General features: G+C 62.9%; 17 protein-coding genes. 4 read left to right on the top strand and 13 right to left on the bottom strand.

The window, feature by feature from the left end; genetic code table 11:
• Positions 1-129 precede the first annotated feature (129 nt).
• The 4 genes from JMY24_RS06260 to JMY24_RS06245 form a co-directional block, all read right to left on the bottom strand.
• Complete coding sequence (locus JMY24_RS06260; protein ID WP_128595031.1) at positions 130-1,371, bottom strand: polysaccharide biosynthesis/export family protein; 1,242 nt, start codon at positions 1,369-1,371, stop codon at positions 130-132.
• Entirely contained in the window at positions 1,365-1,820 is a 456-nt protein-coding gene (locus tag JMY24_RS06255; protein WP_128592331.1) for an arsenate reductase/protein-tyrosine-phosphatase family protein, read from the bottom strand. The genes JMY24_RS06260 and JMY24_RS06255 overlap by 7 nt, the downstream gene beginning before the upstream one ends.
• A gap of 65 nt (positions 1,821-1,885) precedes the next feature.
• Positions 1,886-3,334, bottom strand: coding sequence for a UDP-glucose dehydrogenase family protein (locus JMY24_RS06250; RefSeq protein ID WP_201701529.1), 1,449 nt, complete (start codon positions 3,332-3,334; stop codon positions 1,886-1,888).
• Positions 3,335-3,363: 29 nt separating this feature from the next.
• Positions 3,364-4,761: an undecaprenyl-phosphate glucose phosphotransferase gene (locus JMY24_RS06245; RefSeq protein WP_128595030.1), complete on the bottom strand. Its 1,398-nt coding sequence runs from the start codon at positions 4,759-4,761 to the stop codon at positions 3,364-3,366.
• A gap of 655 nt (positions 4,762-5,416) precedes the next feature.
• On the opposite strand from JMY24_RS06245, the gene JMY24_RS06240 reads away from it, so the two are divergent.
• Complete coding sequence (locus JMY24_RS06240) at positions 5,417-6,994, top strand: mannose-1-phosphate guanylyltransferase/mannose-6-phosphate isomerase (RefSeq protein ID WP_128595029.1); 1,578 nt, start codon at positions 5,417-5,419, stop codon at positions 6,992-6,994.
• Positions 6,995-7,101: 107 nt separating this feature from the next.
• Here the strand turns inward: JMY24_RS06240 and JMY24_RS06235 are convergent, their stop codons facing one another.
• Positions 7,102-8,508 (bottom strand): transposase, encoded by a 1,407-nt coding sequence (locus tag JMY24_RS06235; protein ID WP_201701528.1) that lies wholly within the window; start codon positions 8,506-8,508, stop codon positions 7,102-7,104.
• A gap of 568 nt (positions 8,509-9,076) precedes the next feature.
• Positions 9,077-9,373 (bottom strand): YciI-like protein, encoded by a 297-nt coding sequence (locus JMY24_RS06230; RefSeq protein ID WP_128591851.1) that lies wholly within the window; start codon positions 9,371-9,373, stop codon positions 9,077-9,079.
• A 442-nt stretch (positions 9,374-9,815) separates the two neighbouring features.
• On the opposite strand from JMY24_RS06230, the gene JMY24_RS06225 reads away from it, so the two are divergent.
• The 3 genes from JMY24_RS06225 (at position 9,816) to JMY24_RS06215 (ending at position 11,736) form a co-directional block, all read left to right on the top strand.
• Positions 9,816-10,109, top strand: coding sequence for a PsiF family protein (locus tag JMY24_RS06225; RefSeq protein WP_128595028.1), 294 nt, complete (start codon positions 9,816-9,818; stop codon positions 10,107-10,109).
• A 235-nt stretch (positions 10,110-10,344) separates the two neighbouring features.
• Complete coding sequence (locus JMY24_RS06220) at positions 10,345-10,797, top strand: hypothetical protein (protein WP_128595027.1); 453 nt, start codon at positions 10,345-10,347, stop codon at positions 10,795-10,797.
• 351 nt (positions 10,798-11,148) lie between these two features.
• The gene (locus JMY24_RS06215) at positions 11,149-11,736 is read left to right on the top strand and encodes a BPSL1445 family SYLF domain-containing lipoprotein (protein WP_128591857.1); all 588 of its coding nucleotides are present in this window, start codon (positions 11,149-11,151) and stop codon (positions 11,734-11,736) included.
• Positions 11,737-12,076: 340 nt separating this feature from the next.
• Here the strand turns inward: JMY24_RS06215 and JMY24_RS06210 are convergent, their stop codons facing one another.
• From JMY24_RS06210 to JMY24_RS06180, 7 genes are all read right to left on the bottom strand, one after another.
• Positions 12,077-13,144: a glycosyltransferase family 4 protein gene (locus JMY24_RS06210; protein WP_128595026.1), complete on the bottom strand. Its 1,068-nt coding sequence runs from the start codon at positions 13,142-13,144 to the stop codon at positions 12,077-12,079.
• A gap of 265 nt (positions 13,145-13,409) precedes the next feature.
• Entirely contained in the window at positions 13,410-14,573 is a 1,164-nt protein-coding gene (locus tag JMY24_RS06205) for an AAA family ATPase (protein WP_128595025.1), read from the bottom strand.
• 109 nt (positions 14,574-14,682) lie between these two features.
• On the bottom strand, positions 14,683-16,092 hold the full coding sequence (gene otsA, locus JMY24_RS06200; protein WP_128591796.1) for an alpha,alpha-trehalose-phosphate synthase (UDP-forming): 1,410 nt from the start codon (positions 16,090-16,092) through the stop codon (positions 14,683-14,685).
• Between the two features lie 210 nt (positions 16,093-16,302).
• Positions 16,303-17,538 (bottom strand): mechanosensitive ion channel family protein, encoded by a 1,236-nt coding sequence (locus JMY24_RS06195; protein WP_201701526.1) that lies wholly within the window; start codon positions 17,536-17,538, stop codon positions 16,303-16,305.
• Between the two features lie 266 nt (positions 17,539-17,804).
• Positions 17,805-18,161, bottom strand: coding sequence for a Rap1a/Tai family immunity protein (locus JMY24_RS06190; RefSeq protein WP_006048979.1), 357 nt, complete (start codon positions 18,159-18,161; stop codon positions 17,805-17,807).
• Between the two features lie 175 nt (positions 18,162-18,336).
• The gene (locus tag JMY24_RS06185; protein ID WP_201701525.1) at positions 18,337-19,077 is read right to left on the bottom strand and encodes an ankyrin repeat domain-containing protein; all 741 of its coding nucleotides are present in this window, start codon (positions 19,075-19,077) and stop codon (positions 18,337-18,339) included.
• Between the two features lie 46 nt (positions 19,078-19,123).
• Positions 19,124-19,918 carry a TatD family hydrolase gene (locus JMY24_RS06180; protein ID WP_128595023.1) on the bottom strand — a complete coding sequence of 265 codons (795 nt, stop codon included), beginning with the start codon at positions 19,916-19,918 and terminating at the stop codon, positions 19,124-19,126.
• Between the last annotated feature and the right edge of the window lie 25 nt (positions 19,919-19,943).

Raw genomic sequence — 19,943 nt, 5'->3', positions numbered from 1 at the left:
TGCTGATGTGTCTGCTTATCTGCTGATGTGCTCGTTTCGTGCGTTTGCTTCCTGTCTTCGTCTCGGTCCCGCGCCGCGGCCATCGGAGGATGGCGCGGCGCGGCGCGGGGCCGTCGGCGGCTCAGGCGCTTAGCGCGTGAGCTGCTTCAGGTAGAACAGCGTCTGCACGCTCGGCAACACCTGCTGCAACACACGGTTGAACGTGGTCGATGCAGCGGTGCCCACATACACGACGTCCATCGGCTGCAACTGGAACTGCGCGGACAGCATGATTGCGTCGGGCTGTGTCATGTCGAGGCGGTACACGTCCGGCGTCGTCGGATGCTCGCGCATGCCGCGCATCACGAAGATCTGGCGTGGATTGGCGTCCGTATCGAGAATGCCGCCCGCTTGCGTGAGCGCGTCGGCAATCGTGAGACGGCCCTTGAGCATCGGCAGCTGGATCGGCGTCTTCACCTCGCCCATCACGAAGATGCGGCTGTTGCTGCGGTCCGGCACGTTGATCACGTCGCCGTTTTGCAGCATCACGTTCTGAGTGGTGTCGCCGGCATCCAGCATGCGGTTCGCATCGAGCACATAGAGCTTGTTGTTGCGCGTGAGGCGCACGCGCTGGATATCGGCGTCGGCAGTCGTGCCGCCCGAGCGCGTCAGCGCATCGACCAGCGTGAGCGGCACGTCGCTCACCGCGAGCGGGCCAGGCGTCTTCACTTCGCCCGTCACCTGCACTTTCTGGCCGCGGTACGACAGCACGCGCACGTCGACCTGTGGATTGCGGATATAGCGCACGAGGCCGCTCGCGAGCTGATCGCGCAGTTCGCCGACGGTTTTGCCCGCGGCCCGGATGCGGCCGACGAACGGGAAATAGATGGTGCCGTCGGCAGCGATGGTCTGGCCGTACGGATCGGCCTGGCCCGGCAGCGCTGCCGTGTACGGCTGCTGCAACGCGCCGGCGATGGTCTGCGTGCTGGTGCCGCCCGCCGACAGCGTGCTGCCCTGCGGCGTGGTCAGTTCAGGGTGATCCCACACGGTGATGCCGAGAATGTCTTGCGGCGAAAGCCGGTAGACGTATTGCGACGGATCGCTGAAGGTCGACGTGGGCAGCGGGCGCGGCGGCGCGCTTGCTTCGGCCTGGGCTTGCGCAGCGACGACGCTCGCGTCGATTACATGGACCGGATAGGTTTCCGCGGGCTGGCTCTCGTGCTGGCCGTCGTCTTTCAGACGCGACGTGTCGAGATAGTTGCCCGGTGCAGTGGCGCAGGCCGACAGAAACGACGTCAGCAGCAGCGTGGCGGCGAACCTGGCTTTGAGGTTCGCTCTGAGGTTTGCTTTGCGATTCGCGAATGCGTGTGTAGCGTGTATTTTCATCAGCATATTTTTTTCAGCCATCCCATGACCAGGTGTTCGATGAGCACGAGACTCTCCCTGTAAGCGGATTCCTCGCCGCCGTGCGGATCGGCGACGTCGGGCACGTCTTCCCACTTGCCGAGCGGGAAGACCTTGCCGCGCGAAGCCGGATCGAGCGCTTCGACTTCGCTCACCTGCGCGCGCTCGCTCACGAGCACGAGATCGGCGGACCGCACGAGTTGCCGGTCAAGACGCCGCGAATGATGCGTTCCGGAGGCGACGCCGCGCTCGGCGAGCAGGCGTCGCATGACCGGGTCCATGCCGTGACCGTTCATCGCCCGCACGCCCGCCGAATGAAACGCAATCGACCCCGCCGACGCATGCGTGCGCGCGGCCTGGCGTGCCTTGAACAGCATTTCGGCGGCAGGCGATCGGCAGACGTTGGCGTGGCACACGATCAGAACATTGGCGAACATGTCGGGGCTCCGTGAAGATGCGCGGCGGTTCAGCATGCAAGCATGCAAGCGACCTGCGAGCCGGCCTAGTGGCCCGCCTCCGCTGCCGCGAGCGCGTCCGCCGGCGTGAGCGGCAGGCCGTTTGCGCCGACTCGCGCGGGCGCATTGCGCAACGCATGCTGACGGCCGATCGCGTGATACTCGATGCCGAGTTCGAGCAGCGTGTCCGGTTCATACAGGTTGCGGCCGTCGAAAATGAGCGGCGTCTTCAGAATCGCTTTCAGCGCGTCGAAGTCGGGGCTCTTGAAGACCTTCCACTCGGTGAGGATCACGAGCGCGTCGGCGCCTTCGGCAGCTTCCATCTCTTCGCTCGCGAAATGAAGGCGTGAGTGCTGCTGCGGCACGTCCTTCAGATCGAGCGCGAACACGCGCTTCGATTCGTCGATTGCGACGGGGTCATATGCTTTCACGCGTGCACCGCGGCGCAGCAGCTCGGCGATCAGCGCACGGCTCGGCGCTTCGCGCATGTCGTCGGTATTGGGCTTGAACGCGAGGCCCCACACGGCGAACGTGCGGTCCGACAGGTCTTCGCCGAGGCGCGCGACGATCTTCTGCGCAAGCACCTTCTTCTGCGTATCGTTGACGGCTTCCACCGCTTCGAGAATGCGCAGGTTGGCGTTGTGATCGGCGGCCGTGCGGATCAGCGCCTGCACGTCTTTCGGAAAGCACGAACCGCCATAGCCGCAGCCCGCATACAGGAAGTCGTAGCCGATGCGCGGATCGGAGCCGATGCCGCGACGCACGGCCTCGATATCGGCACCCACGCGGTCGGCCAGATTCGCAAGCTCGTTCATGTAGGAGATGCGCGTGGCGAGCATTGCGTTCGCCGCGTACTTGGTGAATTCCGCCGAGCGCACGTCCATGTAGAGCGTGCGTTCGCGGTTGCGGTTGAACGGCGCGTAGAGGCGCTTCATCAGTTCGCGCGCTTTTTCGCCGGGAACGTCCTCGTCGCAACCCAGCACGATGCGGTCGGGCCGCGTGAAGTCTTCGACCGCCGCGCCTTCCTTCAGGAACTCGGGATTCGACACGACCGAGAACATGTGATTGAGATTGCGCTTCTCGAGCTCTTGCGCGACCGCCTCGCGCACGCGCGATGCCGTGCCGACCGGCACCGTCGACTTGTCGACGATCACCTTGAAGCTGGTCATATGGCGGCCGATGTTGCGCGCGGCGGCGAGAACGTATTGCAAATCGGCGGAGCCGTCTTCGTCCGACGGCGTACCGACCGCGATGAACTGGATGTCGCCGTGCGCGACCGCCGCTGCGACATCGGTGGAGAACGTGAGGCGGCCGGCCTTGCGGTTGCGCGCGATGATCTCCTGCAGACCCGGTTCATGGATCGGCACGCCGCCGTTGTTGAGCACGTCGATCTTGCGCTGATCGACGTCGAGACAGAAGACGTCGTGGCCGATGTCGGCCAGACATGCGCCCGTTACGAGGCCTACGTAGCCACTACCGATGATCGTCAGGTTCATGTATTACCTCGCAGGAAATTTGAGTTGGTTCAATATGCGTTGTTGCCGACAAAGCCCTTCCACAACGTCAGCACGACGATCTTGATGTCGAGCCAGAAGGTCCAGTGCTGCATGTAGTACAGATCGAGCTTGACCCGGCCCATCATCTTTTCGATGCGGTCTGTTTCGCCGCGATAGCCGTTGATCTGCGCCCACCCGGTGATGCCCGGCTTGATCCGGTAGCGGTGCATGTAACCCTTCACCAGGTCCTTGTAGATGTCGTCGTGTTCGAGCGCATGCGGACGCGGCCCGACCACCGACATCTCGCCGCGCAGCACGTTGATGAACTGCGGCAGTTCGTCGAGGCTCGTGCGGCGCAGGAACGCGCCGACAGCGGTAATGCGCGGGTCGCGCCGCGTCGCCTGGGTGATCCTGCCGGCCTCTTCCTTGTGCACTTTCATCGAGCGGAATTTGTAGATCTCGAACTCGTTTCCGTCGATGCCCTTGCGCTTCTGGCGGAAGAACACGGGGCCCGGCGAACTGAGCTTGACCATCGCCGCGATCACGAGCATCAACGGAGCGAGCGCGGTCAATGCGGCGAGCGCAAAGAGCCGATCGAAGATGCGCTTGGGCAGCACGCGCAAATCGGTGATCGGCGACGCCGCCAGATTGATCGCCGGCACGCCGAGCAACTCGACCATCGGCTGATTGAAAAGAGTCAGGCTGCGCACATCCGGAATGAAGCGGATATTCACGAAGTCGTTGCGCAGATCCATCACGAAACGATGGATCTCCTTCTCCTTCGAGATCGGCAGTGCGAGCCATAACTCGCGAATCGCGCGCTGACGCACGAGCTCGATCATGCGCTGGTAGTCCCGCTCCACGGGCACGCCTTCGATCGAGTCGGACGTATCCGGGTCTTCGTAAGGGTTGATGGTGGCGTCTTCGTCGAACACCACTACCGGGCTGAAGCCCGCGTCCGGGCGGCTGCGCATCTGCTGGATCAGAAAACGCCCATACGGCGCGCCGCCCACAATCGCCACCGCGCGCTGATTGAAACCTTCGCGGCGCAGTCCGCGCAGAATCGAATAGACGATCACCTTCGTGACGATCAGCAGCACGATGGTGGCGACCGCCCAATACACGAGCCACAGCCGCGACAGACTGTCCGCGCGATGCAGGCTGAAGCTGATCAGCACGCCGGTGACTTCCACCATCGCCCAGCCGCCCGCGACGCGGCACAGCAGGTCGTACAGCGGCTTGCCGCGCCACGACTGATAGATGCCGAGCGCCGGAAAGAACACCACCACGAGCAGGACGTCGAAGGCGAGCGACACGCTTTGCATATCGTCCAGCCACACCACTTCCCCGCTGTGCACGGCCGCCGCGATCGCGGCGCCGAGCGCGACCATCGCGATGTCGATGATTCTCGATAGAACGCTCAGCATGTGCTGCCCCTCAGTTCGTCAGTCAAGTGCCATCCCGTTGGTTAGTCGGCTGGTGGGTTCAAATTACGCGGCCTCTTCAATCCGGCAGCAGCGCACAACGCCGGTATTCGCGTTGGCGAATAATCGCCCGACGCGAAACCGATTGAAGCCGTGCTAATTGCAATTCCGTTCCTCGCATTGCCAACCGGATGCTCGGCCGCAGCGAAAAACGTGTCTCGGAATGAGTGAATGTCCTTCTGCAGGTATAGATAAAGCGTTATTAAAAATCGCTTCGCAAGGCCGCAAAAATCTCAAAATGTATCGGTCAATTTTTTGCGTTTTTTATGCAATTTATTCGGTATATTTTACCGGCAAATATGCGATATCGCGGTGAGAACGGCTTGCGTTGCGCCGATTCACGGCGTTCCCAGGCCTCAAATCTTGTTCGCACCCTACCGCTTGGACCGATAGTCTCGTTCATGCGTCAGCGTAAAAAAATGCGTCGGCTGTTTTTTTCGCTTAATTTTTATTTTTGGAAAAGCAGCGGTGACATTCTTTGTTCACGGGACATTGAATTTATAGCGCGCTTTATATAGTTTTCATTTAACGCGCTTTTATTGATTTCGCCCTTCGTGATAAAACTCGATGCATTCACCCAGCCCCCGAGGAGTCCATCATGACAGCTCCGGTTACGGCCACGTCCGCCGACACCCGGTCCACGCAAGCGACGTCCGCGCACGTCAAACTCAAGGTCCATCCCGTGATTCTGGCGGGCGGCTCCGGCACGAGGTTGTGGCCGATGTCGCGCGAACAGCACCCTAAGCAGTTGATCGGCCTGCTCGGCGAAGATTCGCTGCTGCAATCCACCACGCGCCGTCTCGACGGCCTCGAGGCCGGTTATCCGCTGACCGGGCAACTCGTCGTGGTGGCCAACGAGGAACAGCGCTTCACGACCGCGGAGCAGCTGCGCACGAGCGGCAAACCGACTCGGCTGATTCTCGAACCCGTGGGCCGCGATACGGCGCCTGCGCTGACCGTGGCCGCGCTTTCAATCGCCGCGCAGGACGAGGACGGCATCATGGTCGTGATGCCCGCGGATCATGCGGTAACCGACATCGACGGATTTCATGCAGCGGTTGCCGCAGGCGTGCAGCACGCGGCGGCGGGCAATATCGTCACGATGGGCATTGTGCCGACCCGCGCGGAAACGGGCTATGGCTATATCCGGATCGGCGCGTCTATCGCTACGCCTGGCAATCCTGATGAAACACAGGCACAGGATGCCGCCAACGCAAATGCAGACGCGCACGCTCCGATCACCGCGCACAAGCTCGACCGCTTTGTCGAAAAGCCCCACCTCGAACTTGCGCAGCGCTATGTCGAATCGCGTGAATACTGGTGGAACAGCGGCATTTTCATCATGCGAGCGTCGACGTGGCTGAAGGCGATCCGCCACTTTCAGCCCGCCATTTACGAAGCATGCGACGCGGCTTATGCAGGCGGCAAAGCGGATGGCGACTTCTTCCGCCTGCAGCGCGATGCGTTCAGCGCGTCGCCTTCCAACTCGATCGACTATGCAGTGATGGAGCAACTCGGCAACGATCAGACCGCGGCCTCAGGCATCGTCATGCCTTTGCAGGCGGGCTGGTCGGACGTGGGTTCATGGGATGCGATCTGGGACATCTCTGAGAAAGACGCCGAGCAGAACGTCGGCCGCGGGCGCGTGATGTTCGAAGGCGCATCTTCCACGTTTGCCCATTCGGAAGGACGCCTGATTGCCTGCGTGGGCACGCAGGATCTGGTCGTAGTCGAAACGGCCGACGCCATTCTCGTCGCGGATAAATCGCGCGTGCAGGACGTCAAGAAGGTCGTGGCGCGCATTCGCAGCGAGGGCGGCCTCGAAGCCGCCAATCATCGCAAGGTGCATCGCCCGTGGGGCAATTACGATTCCGTCGACACCGGCGAGCGCTTCCAGGTCAAACGCATTGTCGTGAAGCCGGGCGCTCGCCTCTCGCTGCAAATGCATCATCACCGCGCCGAACACTGGATTGTCGTGCGCGGCACCGCACTCGTCACGCGTGGTGAAGAGCGCTTTATCGTCTCCGAAAACGAATCGGCTTATATCCCGCTAGGCGTTACGCACCGTCTTGAGAATCCCGGCAAGATGCCGCTCGAAATGATCGAGGTGCAATCCGGTTCGTATCTCGGCGAAGACGATATCGTGCGCTTCGACGACACATACGGACGCCAGTGAAGCACTGAATCACGTACGCGAAGTCAGTTGCAGGCACGGCCCTGAATCACAGCGAATGAAGCGGAAACCTGCGGCGGTTGCTCCGACAGCCGCGGGGTACTGCGTGCTCATCCCGCGTGGGAGATGAGTTCTGTGTATGACGGATAACGCTCTGCTGCTTCGCGCTCGGTGACTGCATGTGCTGCCGCGTCGGCAGCATTCACCGCATTTGCAATATTCACCGGGCCTGATGACGCGGTCACTGCGGCCGGTTCGCCCGGATAACGCCGCAGCGGTCCGCGAAACGCAGTCAGAGGACCATGCAACGGCGCGCCATGATGCGCGGCGACCGGCTCCGGCAAATGACGCATGCCGGGTAACGGACGAGCCGGCGCCGCAGCATACGGCGCGTGGCTTGCTGGTCCATTTGGCGCATAGGCAGGCTTGTGCGCTTGCATTGGCGTTGCATGCGGTTGCGGCGCGCGAGCCTGCGGCGCGGCTTGCGCTGCGGCCAGCGTGCGGCACTCGCGATCGACCCACTGCGCCGCCCACTCGAACGCATACTGCTCGGCGGCCTGAGGATCGGCGAAACGCGGACCGACGAGGCCGGAACGCTCCACGCGCCTGCCGTCCATCATGATCTCCGCCCATGCGCGATACATGTCGTTAGGCACGCGCTCGGCGGCGACATAGATCAGATAGCCGTGCCGCTCGGCGACTTGCCGGCCGCGCGGTGCGAGACTCGCCGGCAGCGGGCTGCGCTGCAAGGCCGCTGCCGGCATTGTGCGCGCCGAGGCAATAGCCGAATCCAGACCCTGCATGGCGGCGCCAACCGCACCGGCTTCGCCCATTGCGCGCAAGTCCGCGCGCAGCGCAGGGCGCGGCGCGTAGGCGACCGACGGCGTCGGGAAGGCCGGCGCGCGCGCTACAGCCCGTGGTGCATAGGGTGCGGACGGTGCCGATGGTGTGTACGGTGCGTACTGTTCGGTTGGTGCGACATTGTCGATACCCGCCAACTGACGTGTGATGTCCGCAAACGGATCGGCCGAACGCCAGTTGCGAGCGTGAGACGGAAGAGCCGCGTGCAGCGCATTCGCGGCGTTGCCGCTCGTGCCGGGCGCCTGCCAGGACTCGGGGCTTTTCCACGACACACCACGCGGCGCCTCGTCGCGCGATCTTGAGGTTTCTGCCGCCTGCGCCGCCGGCTTGCCCACAGGCTTCGCCGCAACGAGCGGCGTAGGCTGAGGGACGTACGCGAACGTGCGCCCGGTCCTGGACAGAAGCCGAACCATCTCGAGCAGCGTGCCGTTCAACTGCCATTCTTCAAAACGGCGCCGGCAAGTAGGACCCGAAGGATACCGGCCCGGCAGCTTCGACCACGGCTCTCCAGTGGTCAGGATCCACAACACTGCATTGGCCACGACACGTGGGTCGGCGCGGGGTCGCCCGCGTCGGTTCAGACGGACGGCCGGCTCATCTGAGACAAGCGCTGCCAGCAGCGCCCATTCGTCATTGCTTAGCTCATCGAAAAACATGGATTTTCTCCACGCAGCCTGGCCGGGCCGCGGCTTTGGGCTGACCACGGATTCAACTTTCACGATCCGTGTGTAGCCCTCGGTTGCACAAATATGTTTTGTACGTTCTGTCTGGTGATCAATACCGCCCTGTGTTAGTGCGGTTTGTCCCTATTGCGAAGCACAGAACGTGGTCTCACTCGTGCATGGGAGAATTGTGCACGAAGCATACCATCACCAGGGTTTGCGTGAATATCGTTGCGACAAGTGTTACGGATAGAAACAAACTTCTTTTGTGCATTCGATCATTTCACGTCAAGCCGTAACGGAAATGCTTGCTGCGATAGCACCGGTTTTGCTGTAGCGAGCCTGAGAATTCGCAAAAGCCGCGAATAACCAATACGAATTCGGCGGCGCGACGGCACTCGAAATCTTGCTAAGTCTTTGCACGGCCGCCTGGGCCGGTTCGTTGTGAGCGCATCGAGTGCACGGTGCCGACTCTCGATGACATCGATGTGGCAAGAAAGCCTTCCCGCGTCTTACCAACAACGCGGGCGAAACACCTCGCCCGCACGTTCGTCGGCGTCTTCTAACGGACCGGACTGGCTGCGTCCTCGCCGACCACGGTCGTCCATTCGCGCACGCGCCAGCGTGTCACAAGGCCCGCTTGCACGTACGGATCCGCCTTGGCAAAGGCCTCGGCGGCTGCGGGCGACTCGCCGGTGAAAAGCAGCACGGCGGTGTCGACGGGTTCGTTCAACGCGCCGGCGAGCAGCAGTTCGCCGCGCTCCGCCGCAGCCCACGCAAGTTTCAGATGCCGCTCGCGGTGTGCGCCGCGCTGTTCGAGATAGTCGGGCACAAGATCATAGGTCAACAGGTAGTGCATCGCATGCTCCTCTGGTTGGTCTGACACGTCAGCATCGGCGCCCCAACGCGCACGGCTGCGCGGCAGATAGATTTCAGCATTTCCGTCCGGATTTCCTTACCAATTGCCATTCGTGTGCGGGCGCAGCAAAAAAACAATGCAGCGCGAATTTTTCTCATTCCGGCACTCGCGGCGGCAACGGCCCGATTTACAGCCTCAACTGCATTTGTAGATTAATCTGCAATGCATAACATAATGGCCGGTCGGCGATGCGCCTTTTGAATTCCGCGAATGCCGCAACCGCTGCTCCATCAGGGAAAACGCGCGGGTGCGCATGTCAACGCAAACGCGGTTTTGGCCGTTGATGCAGACAGCATTTGCCATAATGGACCTGCCGAGGGCCGGATGCGTCGACGCCCGCGTGCATGAAGACCAAAACGTTTTTACACCGATGGAGTGTCACATGAAATTTCAATCCGCAATCGCTGCACTGGTACTCGGCACCGTCCTCGCTTCGCCCGCGTTTGCAGAGAACAGCCAGCAAACGAAGATGGCGGACTGTAACAAGCAGGCCGCCGACAAGAAAGGCGACGAGCGCAAGGCGTTCATGAAAACCTGCCTTTCCGCGAAGCCGGCTGCCGCACCCATGAGCCAGCAGGACAAGATGAAGGAGTGCAACGTGCAAGCCACCGGCAAGAAAGGCGACGAGCGCAAAACGTTCATGAAGAGTTGCCTGTCATCCGCGCCGGCTAACTAAGCTGCGGGCATCGCCGGAAAGCGCCGCGCGCCTCGCGCGGCGCCCGATCCTCGCAATATGCTGTCTGCGTTTTTCACATACCCGCTTTCCCCGCCCTTCTCCGTCCCTCTCCGTGCCGCCGCCCGAACGCGCCGTTTTTCTTCTATGATGGCTGCGGAGACGGCCCACCCCACACAATATCCATACGGGCCGCCATCTTGTCGTTGATGCCGAAAAGCATCGATTGGAGGCAAGGATGGTATCGAAGCATAAAAACCGCTGGTTGAGGCGGTGGCTGGTCGTCATCGTATTTTGGGCCGTGCCCGTGGCGATCGTTGCAGTCAGCGAGATTCGCGAGGAGATGGCCTACAACGCCGTCGACCTCGAGCGCGCGCTGACCACCTGGAATTTCACCGACGCACAGCGTGCCGCCGGCGCCCCCGCCCGCTGCCATGGCAAGCCCGACGAGGCGCAAGCCGCCGGTTGCCCGGCCGATGTGCTTGCGGCCAACGCGCCGCGCCAGCAGGACGCCCGCAACGAATACAGCGTGCGCCGCTCTACCCTGATGGTTTATCTGTGGCATGCGTTCGTCGGTTACTGGATCGTGCCGGCGCTCACGCTGCTTGTCGTGGGTGTGCTGATCGGCGGGGTTCGGCGCGCACTCAGGCGCCCGCCGGCGGTCAAGAGCCCGGCTAACCACGGCGGATAGTGTGCGGCGTCGAGACAACACTTTTCGTTCGATCGTGACGCGAATCGCAGGGCATCCGAATCGGTAAAAATTGGCATCTGCATGGGTTTCCGTGCGCCCGCCGCACGACAACCCGCAAGCGAATCGGCGTCGCCATGAGCCCGTTCGATCACGCTTTCTGCGCCCCGCGAGGCTCGTTGCGCGAGCCGGTCAGATTTACAGCGCGTCTTTTTCGATCCCCCGCAAAGCCCCGCCGCATAAGGCTTTTCGCCTATACGTACGAGGGCGCCTTTTAGCGTGCCGTGTGATATAACTCAGAAGGCAGCCGCGCAACTTCCGCAGCTGCGCCCCGGAACCATACGGAGAAAAACGATGCAAAGACGACACTTCATGATGAAGACTACCGCTGCGCTCGCTTTCGGAGGCCTTGCACTTGCCGGTTGTACCACCAACACGGGCGGCCACGACACACCGGCCACCGACGCGTCCAAACGTCAGTCGATCGACGCCAGCGTCGACGGCACCATGTCGCGTCTGTACTCGACCGTGAAGGGTTCACACGAACTCGTCTCGAAGGCGCGCGGCGTGCTCGTGTTTCCGTCGGTGCTGCAGGTTGGCTTCATCGTCGGCGGGCAGTACGGCGAAGGCTCGCTACGCGTGGGCGGCAGCACGGTGGGCTACTACAGCACGATTTCCGGCTCGTTCGGCTTGCAGGCCGGCGCGCAGTCGAAGGCCATCATCTTCCTGTTCATGACGCAGGACGCGCTCGACAAATTCCGCAGTGCCGACGGGTGGTCGGTAGGCGCCGACGCTTCGGTCGCGCTCGTGAAGATGGGGGCGAACGGCGCGGTGGACACCAACACGGCTACGGCGCCTGTCGAGGTATTCGTGCTGACCAATACCGGCCTGATGGGTGATCTGTCGTTGCAGGGCACGAAGGTTTCGCGCCTGAAGATCTGAGAATCTGGCGGCGGACCAGCGGCCTCGCATCGCGAACAACCGCTCGCGGACGTATGCGGGCTGCGCGTCCGTTTCGCCTGATTCCCGCAACGGTGTCCGGGTTGGACGCGGGGCTTGCGCAGTGTGAACCGCGCAAGGCATCGCAGCGCGCGGCAATCTCACGCCAGGCCGGCTCCGCCGCGGAGGCCGGCCTTGCCCACCTTTTATCCGTTCAACTTACGGTTCCGGGAAACGGTGCGCGGACCAGGCATGAGCTTCTCGCAATGCGCAAGTGCGCAAGTGCGCACGTTGGCCCGGGGGCCAATCGTGCTGAACCGTCTGCGCGTCCCGCTCGCGTCGGTCAACGCCCCGAGCTGTCCACCACCTTCAAGCGCGAACGCTTTTGCGCGCGAATCACCGACTGATACGCGTCCACATATTGCTGCGCCATCCGGTGCGATGTGAAGCGCTCCTCGAAGCGCTGACGCACGCCGGCACGCGGCATCTTGTGCAGCCGGTTGACCGCAGCGACCGCGCCGATCTCGTCTTCAACGATAAAGCCGGTCAAGCCGTCTTCGAGCACCTCGGGCACCGAGCCGCGATTGAACGCGACGACCGGCGTGCCGCACGCCATGGCCTCGATCATGACGAGGCCGAACGGCTCGGGCCAGTCGATCGGAAACAGCAGTGCATGAGCGCCTGACAGGAATTCGGCCTTCTGATGATCGGCGATCTCACCGATGAACTCGACGTGCGGCAAGTCCAGTAGCGGCCTGATATCACGCTCGAAATATTCGCGGTCCGCGGTGTCGACCTTTGCCGCGATGCGGATCGGCATGCCGCAACGCCCGGCAATGCGGATCGCCGTGTCGACGCGCTTCTCAGGCGAAATGCGCCCGAGGAACGCGAGGTACTTCTGCTCGACCGGCTGCGGCGTATAAAGCTTCTCGGGCAGGCCGTGATACACCGTGGTCAGCCAGCGAGCTTGCGGCAGCGGATGGCGCTGCGCATTCGAAATCGAAATGACCGGCGCGGTGTTGAATGTGTCGAACACCGGCTGTTGCTCGGGCAGATCGAGGCGGCCGTGCATGGTCGTGACGAACGGTGTCTCCTGCCGCTTGAACACCGAGAACGAGTAATAGTCGAGGTGAAAATGCAGGACATCGAACTCTTCGGCCTGGCGGCGCACGAGTTCCATCAGCAGCATGTGCGGCGCCACGCGGTCGCGAATGCCGGGATCGAGGCGCAGCGCGCGCGGCCAGACGGGCTCCAGCTTCGCGCTCGTCACCGAATCGCCGCTTGCGAACAGCGTCACGTCATGGCCGAGTTCGACGAGCGCCTCGGTGATGTACGACACGACGCGCTCCGTGCCGCCGTATAGCTTCGGCGGCACCGATTCGGTCAAGGGGGCGATCTGCGCAATCTTCATAGTTGTCTCCGTGAACTGACGGCTAGCGGCGCTGACTTGTCCGGCGGCCGGTTGATACCGCCTTGTTAGCGGCGCCGGGACCTGCAAGCAGGTCTTCCGTCTCTCGATTGATGCGCTGAGGCCGGCGCGCGCGCCACAGGCATCGAAGCATTATTCCCTGGCAGGCGCTAAAAAGCGCCCGGTATTGCATTTTTTGGGCGCTGTTACATTCAGCTTACATCGCACGGGACATCGAAATATGAGGGTCGCTCATACGTTTCCGGCCTCAACGCGACGGCCATTTCCACGGCGGTATATCGCGCTCTTCGGCATCGGCGAGACGCGTTGCACCGAAATGCTTCTCGAGCACGATCGACTCGCTCGCGTCTTCGCGCTCGAGTGCCGCGATCAGCCGCGCCGCATGCGATACGACAAGCACCTGTGAGTGCGCGGCGGCCCGCACGATCAGCCGCGCGAGCGCCGGCAACAGGTCCGGATGCAAACTCGTTTCGGGCTCGTTCAACACCAGCAACGCGGGCGGACGCGGCGTCAACAGCGCGGCCACCAACAATAAATAACGCAAGGTCCCGTCTGACAGTTCTGCGCCCTTTAGCGGACGCAGCAGGCCGTGCTGCTGCATCAGGACTTCGAAGCGGCCGTCTTGCGTCGCTACCTCAAGCCGCGAGCCGGGAAATGCATCGTCGATGGCGGCGTCGAGCGCAGCAGGGTCGCCGATCTCGCGAATGGTTTGCAAAGCCGCGGCGAGATCAACGCCGTCGTCGGAGAGCACCGGCGTATGCGTGCCGATTTGCGGCGTGCGCGCGGGCGCATCGACGTCTGTCCGGAAATGGTCATAGAAGCGCCACGAGCGGATCTGTTCGCGCACCGCGATCATCTCCGGCGCGGTGCGCGGGTCGGCGAACTCCGTCATCATGCTGTCAAAGCTCGCGACGGGTTGCGGGACCGTCTGCCAGTCGCCGTTTTCATCGCGCGTGCGCAGCGCCGCTCCTTGCCGGTCCACCAGCAACGCCGACGGCCGCAGCACCGGTCCACTCCAGATGCACTCGCGCTTGATGACGGGATCGAGCACGAACCTGCTTGTACCCGGATGCGGCAAGCCCAAGTCGATTGCATAGCTGAACGGGTCGCCAGCGAAGCCGAGCCGCAGACTCACCGGTGAGTTGCGGGTCGTGCCTTGAACCTCGAATTCGCCGCTCAGCATGCCTCGGGAAAAACGCTCAGGGCCGGCCCATAAGGTGGACGGCAAGCCGCCTTCGCGCGCGAGCGACGTAATCACGCCGCCACGCGCCGTATCGGCAAGCAAGCGCAGCGAACGATAGACGCTCGACTTCCCGCTGCCGTTGGCACCTGTGATGACGTTAAGCCGCCCCAGCGGCACGATCAATTCGCGCAACGACCGGTAACCGGCGATGGCGAGCGCGCTCAGCACGCGGCCACCCGTGGATACGATGTCCCGGAGGCCGCAGGTACCGCGCTACCTCCCTTGCCCCGTTTGCCCCGCCTGCATGCGCACGTCACATCCCGTTTCGGACCGCTCATTACTTATGCCCGCCGCCCACGGCCGGCTTCTGCAGCGGCACGCTGCGCAGGTCACGCAGGAAGCTGTCGCGCCACACGCCGAGATCGTTCTTGCGCAGCGCCGCCATGTTGATCTCGTGACGCCGCTGGCGCGCGTCGAGCGGCATTTGCAGCGCGCGCTGCAACGCCTCGCACATGCCGATCGCATCATGCGGATTCACGAGCAGCGCGCCTGTTAGCTCATCCGCGGCGCCCGCGAAAATGGACAGCACGAGTACGCCCGGATCGTCGGGATTCTGCGCGGCGACATATTCCTTCGCGACGAGGTTCATGCCGTCGTGCAACGGCGTGACGAAGCCGATCTGCGACTCGCGGAACAGCGACATCAATTTCCAGCGGTCGTATTGCTGGTTCAGATAGCGGATCGGCGTGTAGTCGAGGCCCGAATAGCGCCCGTTGATGCGCCCTGCTTCGTACTCCAGATCCTGACGGATTTTCTGGTATGTGGCGACGTCCGAACGCGTGGGCGGCGCAATCTGCACCAGCGTGACGTTGCCGCGCCATTCGGGCGAACGTTCCAGCAGATGCTCGAACGCGCGAAAGCGTTCGACGAGCCCCTTCGAATAATCGAGCCGGTCGACGCTCATGATCAGCTTGCGGCCTTCGAGACTTTGCTTCAGATCGAGCACGTGCTGACGGCTTTCGTAGCGCTTTGCCTGCTCTGCAATCTCGTCCGGAAACACGCCGATCCGGTAGACGCCAGTACGCAGCTTGCGGCCGAACGCTTCGACGAGACCGTTCGACACCGAGCCGCGCGCGTGACGGGTGACGTAATCGTGGAACGCCTCCTGATCGGTTGCGGTCTGGAAACCCAGCAGGTCGTAGCACGACAGCGACTTCACCAACTCCTCGTGCGGCGGAATGTTGAGCAGAATCTGCGGCGCCGGAAACGGAATGTGCAGGAAGAAACCAATGCGGTTCGTGATGCCTTCGCTGCGCAGCGCTTCCGCGAACGGGATCAGGTGATAGTCGTGAATCCAGATCACGTCGTCTGGCTCGAGCAGCTTGATCAGCTTATGCGCGAGCCACGCGTTGACGCGGCGGTAGCCCGCATACTCCTCGCGCTCGTAGCGCGCGAGGTCGTTGCGGTAGTGGAACACCGGCCACAGCGTCGCGTTCGAGAAGCCGCGGTAGTACTGGTCGTAGTCCTTGCGCGTAAGACCCACCGTCGCGAAGGTGACCGCGCCGTCCTGTTCGAGCGTCGGCCCGGCATTGGCGACGGTCTCGCTGACCACGTCGCCGCTCCAGCCGAACCACACGCCTCCGGCATCCTTCAGCGCGCCGAACACGCCGACGGCGAGCCCGCCCGCCGATCCTTTGGTTTCCGTCGGCGTTGCGACGCGATTCGACACGACGATCAGTCGGCCCATGTTGCTAGTCCTCCTTGTTGCGCGCGACATCTGCCAGGGTGCAGCCGGCGCTCGTCACGCAGCGAGCGCCTGACAAACTTTCGCATGGTGCACGCCATGTCGCGCCGAGTTTATGAGTAAGTGGACGGTTCGACCCTTTGACGTCCGATCGGTTGCATCGCCGACGGCGTCGGTCCGAGCAGAAAACTTCATGCGGACGCCTGCGGTCCGCTAGGCAGTTTCTTTTGCCTTGTGCGACGGCGCTGCCGCGGCCGCCGCCTGACCAGGCCGGCTCGCCACCGGGTCTGCCTCAGTATGCGCCGCCGTGCTGCCGGCCGGCGTCCGAGCGCTGCGCGGCACCCAGTCGAGCGGCTCGCCCTTGCCGTTTTCGAGTTCTGCGGACACTTCCGCACGTGCGCGCGGCAGATACTGCGGATAGTGCTTCTGGATGAAGTCGAGCAGCCCTTCGCGTACGCGACAGCGCAAATCCCAGTTGAGCCCGGAATCGAGCGAACTGACGAGCGCGCGCAATTGCATCGAGCGCTCGGTACCCTCGGTGACTTGCAGAACCTGCACGCGCCGGTCCCACTCGGGCGCCGCCTCGACGATGCGCGCAAGTTCCTCGCGCAGCGGCGCGAGCGGCATCCGGTAATCGACGTAGAGAAACACCGTGCCGATAATTTGCGAACTGCTGCGCGTCCAGTTCGAAAACGGGTTTTCGATAAACCATTGCAGCGGCACGATCAGCCGCCGCTGGTCCCACAGACGCACCGACACATATGTTCCGGTGATCTCCTCGATGCGCCCCCATTCGCCCTGAATCACGACGACGTCGTCGAGCCGGATGGGTTGCGACAGCGCAATCTGCAAGCCGGCGATCAGATTGCCGAGCACCGGCCGCGCGGCGATACCGGCAACCAGACCCGCCACGCCCGCCGATGCAAGCAGGCTCGCGCCGATCTGCCGGACATTCGGGAAGGTCATCAACGCGCCGCCCACGCCGACGATCACGATCACGAGCATCACCGAGCGAGCCAGCACTCGCGCTTGCGTATGGATGCGGCGCGCTTGCAGATTGTCGGCGGTATCGAGCGGATGCGCCTGAATGATTGCCTCGCCGATGGCCGCCGCCGAACGCACCGACAGCCACGTCAACGCGCCGATCAGCGCGATCGCCGCGGCGTCGCGCAACGGCGAGATGAAGGTGAGCGTGTCAGGCGCCTCCCACCATACGGCTTCCAGCGCGAGAATGATGAGAACGAACAGCGAAGGCTTGTCGATATAGCGCAGCACGACACTGGTGAGCGGATAAGGCCGCGCGATTCGGGTCACGACACGTGCGCCCACGCGGTGCAAGCCGATGCCGATCAGTACGGCGACGACCGAGATCATCAATGCGCCCAGCCACGTATGCAGCGGTGCTTCGGCGATGCGGTCAAGGTGGTCGAGTTCTTCGAGAAAAGGCATGAAGGACAACCTCCTTTTCGATTGAGTGTGGACAGGCCGGCGGCCAATGAAACGCGGCGACGGCACAAAGTGACGCGCGCCGCGGGACGAACCCGCCGGACGCGCTCGTGAAGGCGCGCTGAAAAACACCGTGAAGCGCCTTCGACGCGGACGCGCGAATCGAAAGATGCGCTCCGCTTTTCGAGCCGGCCGCGCACGTGCAGCGTGGCGTCCGGCTCATGGGAGAACGTGTGTGCGTCGTGCAGCACACGTCCTTTCAGCTCATATCAACTTCCGCTTTTGCAAGGAAACGCTTTGCCGAGTCCCAGTGAGATCGCCGTGCTCGCGTTGTAGCCCGCGACGATCGGATTCTCCGCGATGTACTTGCGTACCGCGTCGGTCAGTTGCGCCGAGCGCGCGTCCTGGGGCAAGCAGAAGTATTGCCCGACGCGCGGGCCCGTAGTGCCGCCGATCGCGTCGATAGTGTTGAAGATGCCGTCGGCGGCGCCTTCGATGTATGCGGCGCACGCACTGCGCGACGCTACGTCGGTCTTCGTGCACAGCTTGTTGAGGTCGCCTCCCGTGAACGCGGCTGCCGACAACGGTACGGCAAACGCGCTGGCGAAAATCAAAGCCCGCAGCATGGTGTTCCTTTCCAGGGTCGTTTATCAGGCGGTCTGTTGCCGCATGCGGACGGCGCGCGAACGCGCCGCAACAAAGTCGTCATTCTGCACTGTTTTGCGATGCGGCAGCAGGCCGGCAGCCGCGATCTCAGGCAAGGAGCGCTGTACACCGGCGTATGCCGGTGCGCCGCGCGCTCTACTTTTGCTGCATCTGCTGCAGACGCGCGGTCAGGCCTTCGACCACGTCCGGCTCCTTGTAGGTCTTCGCGAAATCCAGTGCGGTGAGGCCGATCTGATTCTTGACCGTCAGGTCCGCGCCGTTGTCGAGCAGCAGCTTCACCGTCGAAACATGGCCGCCGCGCGCCGCCATCATCAGCGGCGTGGTGCCGTTCGGGGAGCCTGCGTCCACGTAGGCGGAATGGTCGAGCAGCAGTTTCACGATGTCGTCGTGGCCGTTCGCGGCCGCGTAGTGCAGCGGCGCCCAGCCCTTCTTGTTCACTTCGGCGTCCTTCGCGATCAACTGTTTGACGAAGTCGATGTCGCCGTTCAGCGCGGCCATCATCATCGCGTTTTCGCCGGCTTTGTCCTCGATCTCGACGTTGGTTTTCGGATTCGCAAGCAGCGCGGCGCCGACCTTGTCCGATTTCTCGCGCGCGGCCAGCACCAGAAGCGGCATGCCCTGATTATCGACGCTGTTCGGGTCCATGCCCTTGGCGAGCAGTTTCTTGACACCGTCGACGTCGTCGAACTTGACCGATTTGATCAGCGAATCGATCGGCGCGGCCTGGGCCGGCGCCGCGATCAGCGAACTCAGCGCCGCGCACGCCACCGTGGCCGCCAGCGCGGCGCGGGAGAAGCTGCGGCGCGCCGACGTGCATGCGGCACGGGCCGTTTGAGCGGCTTGCCGCGCGTGGGTCAAAGTGGAATCGTTCATCATGTTTTACTTTAGGGGTGGCCCCTATCCTATTGATGTTTATCCGCTTTCACACCGCGCCGACTGGCGCGGGAAGCTTGAAGAGACGGAAAAAGTTCTGCGTGGTTGCGGCGGCCAGCGCTTCGTCCGTCATGTCGCGCTGCTGCGCAATGAAACGTCCGACATAACTGACGTACGCAGGTTCATTAGGCTTGCCGCGATACGGCACCGGCGCCAGGTATGGCGAGTCGGTTTCGATCAGCAGGCGCTCCAGCGGCACGCGGCGCGCGACGTCCTGCACGTCGGTCGCGCTCTTGAAGGTGACGATGCCCGACAGCGAGATGTAAAAGTTCTGCGCAAGCGCCTGTTCGGCTACGGCCCACGGCTCGGTAAAGCAATGCATCACGCCGCCCGGCTCGCTCGCGCGCTCCTCGGCCATGATGCGCAGCGTGTCTTCCGACGAAGAGCGCGTATGGATGATGAGCGGCTTGCCGGTGGCATGCGCGGCACGGATATGCGTACGGAAGCGCTCGCGCTGCCATTCCATATCGGCGATCGAGCGGCCTTCGAGGCGGTAGTAATCGAGCCCCGTCTCGCCGATTGCGACCACTTTCGGATGCTCGGCCAGCTCGACCAGTTCGGCGACGCTCGGCTCGCGCATGTCCTCGTGGTCGGGATGCACGCCCACCGACGCGTACACGTTCTCATGCCGGCTCGCGATTTCAAGCACGGACGGCAGCGTTTCCAGATCCACCGACACGCACAACGCGTGCGTGACCGAGTGGCTTCGCATATTCTCGAGCACCTGCGGCAGGCGGTCGGCGAGTCCTTCGAAATTGATGTGACAGTGCGAATCGACAAACATGATGATGTCCTGCAAATGAATGACC

Origin of the sequence: Paraburkholderia kirstenboschensis, from assembly GCF_904848585.1 — a bacterium.
Taxonomy (GTDB): Bacteria; Pseudomonadota; Gammaproteobacteria; order Burkholderiales; family Burkholderiaceae; genus Paraburkholderia; species Paraburkholderia kirstenboschensis.
The sequence above is the reverse complement of the archived record's forward strand: the minus strand, read 5'-3'. Positions and strand labels throughout refer to the sequence as shown.